The following is a 209-nucleotide window of genomic DNA, read 5'->3' on the forward strand; positions in this document are numbered from 1 at the left end:
GAGGCGCAGAAGTTACTCGACGGGACTCCGCCCCTCAACGAGGCCGCTCCAGACCTGCCGCCAGTCGACCCGCCGGTGCCTGCGGCCGCGGTTCCGCCGTGGCACGCGCCGATCGGCCGGGCGTTGCGAGAAGGCTGGCTCAGTGTTGAGAAGGCGGACTCGCTCCGGAAGGGCCTGGGCGATCTGGACCGGGCGATCACCGCGGAGAA

Annotated in this window: 1 protein-coding gene; it reads left to right on the top strand. The window is 71.3% G+C overall.

Annotated features, from left to right (window positions below; translation table 11 throughout):
• The coding region (locus QN357_RS19475; RefSeq protein WP_323505467.1) for a hypothetical protein at positions 1–209 on the top strand (209 nt) is incomplete at both ends.

This window comes from Cryobacterium sp. RTC2.1, from assembly GCF_035018685.1.
In the GTDB taxonomy this organism is placed as follows: Bacteria; Actinomycetota; Actinomycetes; order Actinomycetales; family Microbacteriaceae; genus Cryobacterium; species Cryobacterium glucosi.